The sequence below is a fragment of the Fervidicella metallireducens AeB genome (assembly GCF_000601455.1).
GTDB classification, from domain to species: Bacteria; Bacillota; Clostridia; order Clostridiales; family Caloramatoraceae; genus Fervidicella; species Fervidicella metallireducens.
Genome location: NZ_AZQP01000057.1, coordinates 1 through 11962, shown reverse-complemented (window position 1 = coordinate 11962; position 11962 = coordinate 1). Strand labels below are relative to the sequence as shown.

The following is an 11962-nucleotide window of genomic DNA, read 5'->3' as shown; positions in this document are numbered from 1 at the left end:
TATATCTCTATGCCTTATCGGCATATGTTCACAACAACCCTTGTGATATAAAGGGATATGAAAACTGCCCAGAAAAATATGAATTTTCAAGTCTTTCAATATATCTAGGGCTTAGACACGACCCCTATGAACTTGTTGATGATGGCTTTATTATGGGTATGTTCAGCAAAAATCCTAAAAAGGCAAGGGAAAGCTATATGAAATTAGTATATAAATGCTCTAATAAAGTTTTTAAAGAGGAAGTAGAATTTTTAAATGAAGGAACAGAATACAGAAGTGAAAGAAAAATATTAATAAGAAACATTAAAACCAAAGAAATATTAGAATTTATATCATCAAAACTTGGAATTGAAAAAATAAAGCTCCATACCAAACACTGCAGAGAAATAGTTGAAGCAAAGGCTTTAGCTGTACTTTTAATGAGAAGCCTTTGCAACTTAAAATGCAGTGAAATTTGCCGCGTCCTTGGAAACATAACTCAAAGCAGAGTTTCAAAGCTCAGCAGCCTTGGGGTAAAGCTTTTAGATGAGGAAAAATATAAAAACATTACATATGAATTTATGAAGGAATACGCTTGCTGAGAAAAATAATTTATATAATTATAAAAAAAACTAAAAAAAATGGGATCTTTGTTCGCCACAATAATTGGACAAGCATTTAGGTAGTACTTTAGATTAAACTAGACAAAATGATTTTTTAAAATTTTCATTTATGAAATTTTTAAAAATTAATATTTTTTTATGATAGAAAAAGTAAGTTTAATCCCTAGCATTAAGTATGTGTCCCTGATAGCTGTAGTATTAATGTAAACTAAACAATCTTTAATGTCCCTTTTACGCAGCCATTATTTATTAATTTTATCTAATAATTTAACTATATATTCAGCGGAAATTTTTTGTTGTTCTTCTTCAGTTATTTTAGCTTCACCGTCACCTTTTTGTTTTCCATAACTTCCAAACTGTCCGTGATTCCCGCCTTTTATTTCATAAAAAACTGCATCACTTGGCAAAATATTTTTGGCAGATTTAACTTTATCTAATTTTGCCACTTTATCTTCACTTCCCCATAAGGATAAAGTTTTTATATTTTTTCCTGTAAAATTATTTTTGTCCTGTGGATAAGATGCAAGTAAAATCAATCCCTTTATATTATCTGTATGATTAAATGCATAATCTGCTGCCATAACACCACCTAGTGAATGTCCCCCAATTGCCCACACCTTTATATCTCTATTCTCTTTTATAACATTATCTGCTTTATTTTTATTAAATATTGCTAGATTTAATGGCATAGGAGTTATCACCACTCTATAACCTTCTTCTGATATTTTACTAGCAATAGGGATATAGGCTTTAGGGTCTACCTTTCCCCCTGGATAAAATATAAATCCCTTTTCTACTTTTTTATCCTTAGGGTTTATCACTATGTTCTTATCTATTTGTATAGTTACTCTATCATTTGATTTTATAAAATCTTCTACATTAAAGTTAGGCTTATATGATTGATTTGCCCAAACTAAAAATACTGCAGCAAATATAATTAAAATTGTTACTACCGTTGTTAAAATTTTTTTTGTCTTTTTCAAATTAATCCCTCCATTTAAATATCTTTTAACCATTTTTTAAACTTTTTATTTTGAACACTTTGATATAGCTTATTAATAAATGGGAATATTCTATTTAGGGTATTGATGACAACAAAGGTTTTTGAAGGAAATACGTATTTTTTATTTTTCTCAATACCTTTTATTATACATTTTGCAACATATTCAGGGGACTGACTTGGATAAGGCACTGGTGCTATTTTATCATTTGATGTTTTAAAAAAGTTAGTTCTTGTTGCTATAGGATATACAACCAACAAATTAATTTTATCCATTTCATATCTATATGCTTCTTGGAAAGAATCAATAGCAGCTTTTGTTGAAGAATATATTGCATATCCTGGAAGGGGCATTTTTGCAACGGCAGAAGCTGTTATTACATATGTGAAACTATTGTTTTTATGTATATCAACCATTTTTTCTAAGCAATAAATAGGTGCAAAAACATTAGTCTTGAATATTTCATCAATATGCTCGTAATCTGGCTTTTCTATCTTTTCATAATATGCAAAACCAGCATTAGATATAAATACATCTATATTATCAAATAAACCTTTAGCATAATCAAATAGTTTATCTAGCTCATCTTTTTTTGAAACATCACATCTGTGTGGATATACGTTTGGTAGTTTTGGTATTTTTTCTATATTTCTAGAAACAGCAACAATTTTACACCCTTTACTTGATAAATTATATAATAACTCTAGTCCAATACCAGATGATGCACCTGTTAAAACAACATTTTTATTATCTAACTTCATCTATTCCATCCCCTCTACTTGTGCCTTTGGAAAAACAATATTAAAATTACTAACTTTAATAACAGATAGTGGTTTAAAATATTTTATATTTGGAAAATATTTATCATCAATTTCTAATTCCTCAATCTTTGCAAAACTTCCAATTCCTTTACCATAAAAGTTTGTAAAATATAATTTATCAAGATTCTTTTGTATTAACGGGAAAGGCATCAACTTTGTGTTTACAGGAAATTTCAATTTATTAGCTTTAAACTTTATTTTCATAAATTCTTTTTCTCCAATAGAAAATATAAACCATTCTCCGTCATTTTCATTTAATATATCACATCTACATAACTGCTTGGGTATTGCCCAATTTCTAATTCCATTTATAACACTATCCTCTGTTGTTACATATATTTTTGATATGGTATTTAATTTTTTATCTTTGTATTTAAATTTGCCTGGTATAAATAATAGTTCCCTATAAGGCCCTATATCCGATTTTTTGTAATCAACTATCATTACACAACCAACGCCACCACAGCCATAGTCCTTTAAAAAGTCTTGCGTAAACAAATTATTTTTAATAAAATCTTTTTTAAACTTGTAAAGAATTATATATCCATCTCCATTTAAACTCCAAGGTGCCTCTTTATACATTTTTTTCACCCCATAATATATTAAAATTTTTATACTGATTAGTATAATTATATCATGATATTTTTTGTGTATTGTTAATAATTGCTAATATTTTTTAAATGGGACACATAAGTAGTGTTGTAACCTGATGGATAACATCTCTCTTCAAAGGAAATACTAGTCAAAATTAAGCTTTCATATTCAAAAATATCATCTATAAAAAAGGTGCCAAAACAGCACAAGTGTAAATTATGCTAGTTATTGGCACCTTGAATTATTTATCTGTAAAATTCCTTTATTTTTTCAATAACAAGAGCTATATTATCGTAATGAGGTGCGTGGCCACAGCCATTTAAAATTACAATCTCTGCATTTTCCCCTATCTCCTTTGCTGTGAAATAAGCAAGATTTGATGGAACAATAACATCTCTATCTCCAGCAAAGATTCTAACAGGAATAGTTATATTATCAACCTCTCCACTTCCCTGTGTCACACCGTTATACATATGAGATATATTGAAGCTGTGAGCTGCCCAAGCCGCATCCCTTAGGTTTCTTGTCATAAATATATCATCTAAAAGCTTTTCATATTCTTCATCGCCAGGCTTTACAACATTCAAAACAAGTTGATCCCAAAGATATTTAATAAAGGATCTATTGTTGTTTTCAAGGGCATCTATCATTGGTTTTAACTGTATTCTATCCTGTAATAATTCTTCTTTGTTTTGATAGCATTCAGGCAAGATTTCCCCATTAGGTCCCTTTTTATGATATGAATACCCTGAACAAGGGATTGATTCATACAGTATTAAACTATTGGCATAACCTTGATAATCTGCTACAAATCCCTGTGAAATTCCTCCACCCATGGACCATCCTATAAGTAGAAAATCCCTTAAATTCAGCTCATCACATAAGAGCTTTATATCCTCTGCAAAGTCTTTAAATGTTTCAATTGGTCTATTATAACTTGATACACCTGCTCCTCTTAAGTCTACTGCAACAACGTGGTAATCATCTGCAAGCCTTTCTAAAAGTTCTCCCCAGTGATTTGAAGAAACCATATTACCGTGTACAAGAAGAATTGTTTTTCCTTCTCCTCCTTCACGATAACCAATCACCTCTCCATTTTTAAGCCCTACTTTTTTTAGCTCAACCTTTCCCATAATACCCCTCCTACCAAATCATATAGTTTTCTGCATCCTTCTTTAATTGTTCTCTAAAGTTTGGATGTGCAATATTAATTAAATTTCTTACCCTCTCTCTTATTGTCCTGCCCTTAAGTGGTGCAACTCCATGTTCAGTTACAACATAATCCACATCATTTCTTGAAAGTGAAACAGCTGCACCCTGAGTAAGCATTGGAACAATTGTTGATATTGTATCATTCTTTGCAGTTGAATAAAGTGCAATTATTGATTTTCCTCCTACACTGTTTTGTGCACCTGTTGCAGTATCCGATTGTCCTCCTGTTCCACTATATTGCACATGACCAATAGCCTCTGAACAACATTGTCCTGTCAGGTCAACCTGAAGTGATGTATTTATAGACACCATCTTATAGTTTTGTCCTATTACATATGGGTCGTTGGTATAGCATCCCCTTTTAAACTCAACAGCAGGGTTTTCATCTATAAAGTCATATAGCTTTTTAGTTCCTAATGCAAACGTTGCTATAAATTTATCCTTGTAAAGGGTCTTTTTCTTATTGGTTATAACTCCAGCGTTATATAAATCCACCATTCCATCTGTAAACATCTCTGTATGAACGCCTAAATCCTTTTTGCACATAAGAGCCTTTGATACAGCATTAGGTATTCCCCCTATCCCAAGCTGTATTGTTGAACCATCTTCAATAAGCTCTGCTATATAATTTCCTATAACCATATCCTTTTGGTTTGGTTCAACAATTGTAAGTTCTGGTGGTTTTCTATTGCTTTCATATACATAATCCACTTCACTTATATGAACAAAGGTATCTCCGTATGTCTTTGGATAGTTTTCATTTATTTCGAGTATGACTATATCTGCCGCTTCAATATATTCTCTCTCATAGGTTACTGAAAGGGATAGACTAAAATAACCATGTTTATCCATTGGTGTTGCAGTTCCAACAAAAATATTAGGCTTTCTATATCCTAATCTTTGTCTAGCGGAAACATGTAGATGGTTTGGCAAAAAGCTTGCTGTCCTATTTTGATGAGCCTTTCTTGTAAGCGGACTATAAAACCATGTATTATTAATAAAATGTCCTTCCATATCAGGCTCACTTGTAAACTTATATGCCCCCATATTAAGACAAGTCAAAACAGAAACATTTTCAACATTATCTTTTATCTCATGAAGTCTTTCTAAAAAGTCCATAGGCTCTGCACCTGCAAGTGCAGCACAAACCTCATAATCTGATTTTACAAGTGATAAAATTTCATCTAAACTTCTAAGCTTTCTATTATATTCTTCTCTAAAATTCATAAAAATCCTTCCCCCTTATTTTTCAACCTTTCCCCATTTTATTGTATTAGCTGCCCAAGCATATCCAATTCCTGCACCAACCATAACAACTATGTCTCCATCCTTTATCTTACCTTGCTCTAAACCAAGCTTTAGCGATAGAATTTGATCTATTTGTCCAATGTGTCCATATTCACTTAAATAAACAGACTTTGATTCATCAAGCCCAAGTTCATTTAGCATATATAAATGTGCAGAATATTTAAAGTGAAGTATTGCAAGATAATCTAAATCCTCTTGTGAATATCCACTCTTTTTTAAAGAATCTCTAATTACCTTTAAAAAGTTAGGTGTAGACTTTTCGTTTAATCTCTGTTTCATTCCCTCTACATCAAAAACGTCTAAAGACTTATACGCATAATCCACATTTTCTCTGTTTATTGGATTAACAGTACCACCATATCTAACACCAACATCCCTTGCAAATGAACCATCGGTCATTATTGCAGACTCTAATAGTTCATTTTTACCTGAATTTTTCTTTAAAACTAATGCTCCTCCACCTGCACCTAAATTATACATAAAGCTAACTCTTGAGTTTTTATAGTCTATAAAATCACCATTTCTATATCCACCAACAATTAGTGCAGTATTTATTGAATCATCACTCAGCATCATATCCTTTGCAACCTTCATTGCAGTAATACATGTACAGCATCTTTGTTGCAAATCAAAAGCATATGCATTTCTTGCTCCTATTTTCTCCTGAATATATATTGCAGAAGTAGTTAATGGATATTCCTTCCATTCTTCTCCTATGGAAATTATTAAATCTATTTCCATAGGGTCAATATTGTTTTCCTTTAAACAATTTAAAGCTGCCTTCACCCCCATCTCTTGTGTCCCATCATCTTCACCTGGTATAGGCTTTTTAGTAAAACCTAATTTTTTAATAACAGCATCCTCTGTCCATACTCCTCCTGTTGCTTCACTTACATCCTTAGCAGTCATATATTTATCGGGAATATATATCCCTACACCAACAATACCAACATGCTTTCTCATTCTATCACCCCTAATGTTTTTTAAATTAAATAAAGCAAAAATTATGCCAAAAATAAGTAAACATTAGGTGCCTGGCACCTAATGTTTACTTATTTTTGTGTAACAATTTATTACACATGTATTATTTATTATCATATTTCAATATTATATTCTTCTATTTTTCTATATAATGAAGCTCTTGGTATATTTAGCCTGGTTGCTGCTAAACTTTTGTTGTTGTTACACTCTTTTAATGTGTTTATTATAATATCCATTTCAATATTATCCATGATCTCCTTGAGACCTTGGCTCTTTTTACGTTCAATCTTTAATGATTTATTTAAAATGTTGCTTGGCAGATCCCCTACCGTAACATAAGTATCCTCTGCATTTACACATATTCTTTCAACTATATTTTTAAGTTCCCTTACATTTCCTGGCCATTCGTAATTACATAATATATTCATAACATCACTTGGAACTTCCCTGTAAAGACCTGTATCCTTGTAAAATTTATCTGTAAATTTATCTATTAAAATTGATATGTCCTCTTTTCTTTGTCTTAAAGGTGGTACATCTAAAGAAAGTACATTTAGTCTATAATATAAATCCTCTCTGAATTTACCCTCATCAACTAAACTTTCTAGATTTTTATGTGTAGCACATATTACTCTAACATCAAGTTTGGTAACTTTGTTAGAGCCAACCCTAACAATTTCCTTTTCTTGCAAAACCCTTAAAAGTTTTGCCTGCATATAAAGGGGCATGTCCCCTATTTCATCTAAAAAAATAGTTCCTCCATTGGCAAGTTCAAATTTACCAATGTTCCCACCTTTCCTTGCACCAGTAAATGCCCCATCTTCATATCCAAAAAACTCTGCTTCAAAAAGGTTCTCTGGTATTGCAGAACAATTTATCGAAACAAATGGACATTCTCTTCTTTCACTCTCATAATGTATAGCATGGGCAAACAATTCTTTTCCTACTCCACTTTCTCCTATAATCAATATATTAGAGTTTACCCTAGCTAATTTTTTAACCTTTGATTTGCAGCTTTTAATTGCTTTAGACTCCCCTATTATATCGTCTAGTGTATACTTAGCTGAATTAATTTTAGCTAATTCATTTTTATATAGGCTTAGTTCTTTATGTATCTTTTCTATCTTTTCTGTTACCTGCTTTAACTTTTCATAGTTATCAAATAAAATCATACCAAAGCCACCAATAAGTTCATCATTTTCATCTATAATTGGTATTCTATGTACTATAGCCTCTTTTCCATTTGAAAAAACATGCCTTTTAGCAACTTCAGCCTGTTTGTATTTAAGTGTTTCTAAAAACTTTGATGTTGGCTCAATTTCTGTAACCACTTTGCCTAATATATCATCTTCATTAAATTTTAGAAACTCTAAAAAACTTTTATTTATATAAACTAATCTTCCTTCTTTGTCTAAAAAATCCACTGGAACAGGTAATTTATCAAACACATTTTTGCAAAAACCAATAAATTCCTTGGTCTTCATAAAATTTTTCATACCCTCACCCCAATTACCATTACTCTATTTCCATTATATGAGAAAATTTACCTGAATAAAAGTTGTAATTACACTTTTATGTTATATAACTTATAAGCCACGCTAAAAAGGTACCAAAAACAATCAGTTAATGGCACCTTTTCATTATTTATAATATTCTTACATCATATCCTAATGTCTTTAAAAAACCTAAAACTGCTAAAGAAAACTCATTTGGCTTTTCATACATTGAGGCATGACCTGCATCTTTTATTTCCACCCATCTGCTATTTTCAATTCTGTTTTTAATTTCCTTTTGGTAGCTAATAGGTGTAATAACATCTAGTTCACTGCTTATAATCAGGGTTGGGACTTTAATTTCATTTAATCTTTCTAATATATTTAAATCATCTGCACTCTTTACAGCCCTTCTAAATCCATCATACCATTCCTTTGTAAAGGCTGTTTTAAATAATTTTATTCTTTCATTTATCCACTGGAAATTTTCTTCATAAAACTTTTGCGAATATATATATGGCAGAGTAACCTTCATAAAATTTGTTGTGTCATACAATGATGCAGCAAATTCCCATGAATCCCCTATATGTTTCATTATTTTATTTGTATAGGCTGTTGTATTTGAAAGAATAAGTGAGTTTAATCTCTCTTGATACTTCAATGCATAGAGCATTGCAACTTCCCCACCATATGATATACCTAAAAGATTAAATTTATCTATACTAAGTTTTATTAATAATTTGTTTAACATATCAACATGCATATCCTGTGTATAAAATACATCTGCTTTATCTGATCTTCCTTGGTCTAATAAATCAACTAAAACAACCTTATAATCCCTAGATAATAGATTTAAAAATGGTACCCAGCTTGCAGTTGACATCATTATTCCGTTTAAAAATACTATTGCTTCTCCTTCTCCATGTATCTCATAATACATTTTCTTGTTGTCTATTACTTCATATGGCATCGTATCATCTCCTATTCAAGTCCAACAAAGTCTGATATTTTTTCAAATCTTGGCATCTTTTCATCCCAAACTGCCTTCATAAAATACATCTTTTCAATACCGTTTCTTCTATCGCTGGTATATGTTATTCCCTTTGCTATTCCCTGATTCCAATCCTTTATTGTTTCCATAGCCTTAATATATCCTTCCCATGATAGGTCATTTCCTGCTCTCTTTAATCCTTCAACAAATACTTCTGCTGCAACCCAACCAGCTACACCAAAGGCATTTGGAGTTTCACTTGGGAAGTATTTCTTATATGTTTCTATATATTTCTTTGCCGCTTCATTATTAGGATCTGTTATGTCAGGAACCCAAGCTGTAACAATTACTCCATTTGCAGCATCCTTAGCTAAGTTTAGCATTGTCAAATCTGCATTTATATATGATGTCATAAATTGAGATTTAAATCCCTGCTTCTTAGCTTCAAGTAATATTCCTGGAACTGCCTTTTGATAACCAACTACAATAGTAACATCAGGCTTTACAGCAGCTGCCTTTTGAATATGTGCAGAGAAATCTAAGTCTTGTGTATTAAATGGTACCTCTGCCTTTAATACATCTTCTTTTCCCATCTTCTTTAATTGGTCTTTAGCACCTTGTAACTCTTCTTTACCTGCATCATCATTACCATATACTATTGCTATTGAATTTGCCTTTAGATTGTCTATTGCATATTTAACAAGTAGTCCACCCTCAAATGTATAGTTTGGTTGTACTGGGAAGTAATTTGCTCTAACTTTAGAAAATGCACTAACTCCTGTTCCTTGATAAACTGCTGGAATTCCCTTTTCTTTTAAATAATCTAAAGTTCCTAAACATCCCGGAGTTCCAAGTTGACCAACAATTGCAAAAACCTTATCATTTTCAACTAATTCTTCTGCCTTTTGAAGTGCTAAATCTGGCTTAAATTGGTCATCCTTTGCAATAAGCTCAATTTTGTTGCCATTAACCCCACCTTCTTCGTTAATCATGTTAAAATATGCCTGCATTCCATGAAGCATTGGTACACCAACTATGGCAATAGGTCCAGATGTAGGTCCAATTGTTCCTACTTTTATCTTATTGTCCTCTACCCCCTGAGCCATAGTTGTTTTTGTTTGCTTACCACATCCTGCTAACAAAGATATGGATAAAACAGCTGTTAAAGCAATTGATAAGAATTTTTTCATGGTTTAATCCCCCTTTATTTTAATTTAATTATGCACCTAAATAAGATTTTTTGATTGACTCATCATTTAACAAATCTTGACTTATTCCTGATGTTACAACCTGTCCAAGCTCTAATACATAACTATAGTCAGATATTTTTAATGCTTGGTTGGCATTTTGTTCAATTAACAAAACTGTGGTTCCCTCTTTATTGATATCCTTTATGATTTTAAATATCTCGCTAACTATAATTGGTGCAAGCCCAAGGGAAGGTTCATCTAACATTAAAAGCTTTGGTTTTGACATAAGTGCCCTTCCTATTGCAAGCATCTGTTGTTCTCCTCCACTTAAAGTTCCCGCAACTTGTTTACTTCTTTCCTTTAACTTTGGGAAAAAACTATATACTCTATTAAACTCATCATTTAAATTAATCTTTGATTTTCTCAAAACATATGCCCCTATTTTTAAATTCTCCTCAACTGTAAGCTCTGGGAAAATACGTCTTCCCTCAGGGCAATGGCTTATTCCTAATGAAACTACCTTTTCAGTTGAAAGATTTGTAATATCCTTTTCATCAAAAATTATCTGTCCTTCCTTATCTTCAACCAAACCTGAAATAGCCTTTAGGAGGCTTGTTTTACCTGCTCCATTTGAACCTAATATACTTACAATCTTTCCTTTTTTTATATCTATATCAACCCCCTTTAATGCATTTACATATCCATAGTTTACCTTTAAGTTTTTTATTGTAAGCATCTTCATCCCCCTATCCTAAATATGCTTCTATTACTTGTTGATTAGATTTAATTTCATCTGGGGTACCTTCTGCAATCTTCTTACCGAAATTCAAAACAACAACTCTGTCACAAATATTCATAACAAATGGCATATGGTGTTCTATTACTATAATTGTTAAATTAAATTTTTCTTTAAGTTCTTTAATTTTCTCAGCTAAATCTATTGTTTCTGTATCATTCATTCCTGCAGCAGGTTCATCTAATATAAGTATCTTTGGATTTGAAACCAGTGCCCTTGCAAGCTCAACCTTCTTTTGAATTCCATAGGGCAGATTTATTGGGTAGCAGTATGCATAACCATCTATTCCTAAAGTTTTTAATATCTCAAGTGCCCTCATTTTTGCATCATTTTCTTTTTGTTTTACCTTTTTGGTTAAAAGCAAACTTGAAAAAATATTATAAGTAAGCAATCTATGTTGTCCCACAAGGAGATTATCAATTACAGTCATATGTTTAAAGAGCTCAACATTTTGAAAGGTTCTAACTATGCCTTTGTTTATAACATCCTGGGATTTTAGACTGTTTGCCTCCTCTCCATCAATAAGTATGTATATATGGGACATATATATATGGGACATATAAGTAGTGTTACAAACCAATGAATAACATCCCCCTTTAAAGGAAATACTAATTTTAAAATAGACTTTGAAAGGAGATGTTGTCTTATGCCAAGATTAGCAAGGCAAAAGAAGGAAGACGCCATTTTTCATGTAATGGCAAGAAGCATTAGCGAAGTTGATTTATTTAAGGATGATGAGGATAAGCTCAACTATTTAGCTCTGGTTAAAAAATATCAAAAGACCTATGAATTTAGAGTATATGGCTACTGCCTTATGGATAATCATCTTCATTTAATAATAGATGCCAACGGAGCAGATATTTCAAGGATTATGCACAGCATAAACTTCTCCTATGCACAATATTTCAATCACAGACATAAAAGACATGGACATCTATTTCAAGACAGATTTAAAAGCAAAATGGTAAAGAGT

Annotated in this window: 12 protein-coding genes and 1 pseudogene; 2 read left to right on the top strand and 11 right to left on the bottom strand. The window is 31.6% G+C overall.

Annotation, left to right across the window (positions count from 1 at the left end; translation table 11 throughout):
• Positions 1–581, top strand: a pseudogene (locus Q428_RS12575) (transposase); the annotation flags it as partial.
• A 263-nt stretch (positions 582–844) separates the two neighbouring features.
• Here Q428_RS12575 and Q428_RS12570 read toward each other — a convergent pair.
• From Q428_RS12570 to Q428_RS12520, 11 genes are all read right to left on the bottom strand, one after another.
• A complete protein-coding gene (locus Q428_RS12570) occupies positions 845–1585 on the bottom strand; it encodes an alpha/beta hydrolase (RefSeq protein WP_035381472.1) in 741 nt (246 codons plus the stop codon).
• Between the two features lie 14 nt (positions 1586–1599).
• Positions 1600–2364 carry an SDR family NAD(P)-dependent oxidoreductase gene (locus tag Q428_RS12565; RefSeq protein WP_035381470.1) on the bottom strand — a complete coding sequence of 255 codons (765 nt, stop codon included), beginning with the start codon at positions 2362–2364 and terminating at the stop codon, positions 1600–1602.
• Positions 2365–3006: an acetoacetate decarboxylase family protein gene (locus tag Q428_RS12560; protein ID WP_035381468.1), complete on the bottom strand. Its 642-nt coding sequence runs from the start codon at positions 3004–3006 to the stop codon at positions 2365–2367.
• A 257-nt stretch (positions 3007–3263) separates the two neighbouring features.
• Positions 3264–4151, bottom strand: coding sequence for an intracellular short-chain-length polyhydroxyalkanoate depolymerase (phaZ, locus tag Q428_RS12555; protein ID WP_035381466.1), 888 nt, complete (start codon positions 4149–4151; stop codon positions 3264–3266).
• Between the two features lie 10 nt (positions 4152–4161).
• The gene (locus Q428_RS12550; protein WP_035381464.1) at positions 4162–5457 is read right to left on the bottom strand and encodes an acetyl-CoA hydrolase/transferase family protein; all 1296 of its coding nucleotides are present in this window, start codon (positions 5455–5457) and stop codon (positions 4162–4164) included.
• 15 nt (positions 5458–5472) lie between these two features.
• Positions 5473–6501 carry a 3-oxoacyl-ACP synthase gene (locus Q428_RS12545; protein ID WP_035381463.1) on the bottom strand — a complete coding sequence of 343 codons (1029 nt, stop codon included), beginning with the start codon at positions 6499–6501 and terminating at the stop codon, positions 5473–5475.
• 131 nt (positions 6502–6632) lie between these two features.
• Positions 6633–8015 carry a sigma-54 interaction domain-containing protein gene (locus Q428_RS12540; protein ID WP_035381461.1) on the bottom strand — a complete coding sequence of 461 codons (1383 nt, stop codon included), beginning with the start codon at positions 8013–8015 and terminating at the stop codon, positions 6633–6635.
• Between the two features lie 148 nt (positions 8016–8163).
• A complete protein-coding gene (locus Q428_RS12535; protein WP_035381459.1) occupies positions 8164–8982 on the bottom strand; it encodes an alpha/beta fold hydrolase in 819 nt (272 codons plus the stop codon).
• A gap of 11 nt (positions 8983–8993) precedes the next feature.
• Positions 8994–10193: an ABC transporter substrate-binding protein gene (locus tag Q428_RS12530; RefSeq protein WP_035381457.1), complete on the bottom strand. Its 1200-nt coding sequence runs from the start codon at positions 10191–10193 to the stop codon at positions 8994–8996.
• 28 nt (positions 10194–10221) lie between these two features.
• Entirely contained in the window at positions 10222–10929 is a 708-nt protein-coding gene (locus Q428_RS12525; protein WP_201769298.1) for an ABC transporter ATP-binding protein, read from the bottom strand.
• 10 nt (positions 10930–10939) lie between these two features.
• Entirely contained in the window at positions 10940–11548 is a 609-nt protein-coding gene (locus Q428_RS12520; RefSeq protein WP_035381453.1) for an ABC transporter ATP-binding protein, read from the bottom strand.
• An 87-nt stretch (positions 11549–11635) separates the two neighbouring features.
• On the opposite strand from Q428_RS12520, the gene Q428_RS12515 reads away from it, so the two are divergent.
• The coding region (locus Q428_RS12515) for a transposase (protein ID WP_035381451.1) at positions 11636–11962 on the top strand (327 nt) is incomplete at its 3' end.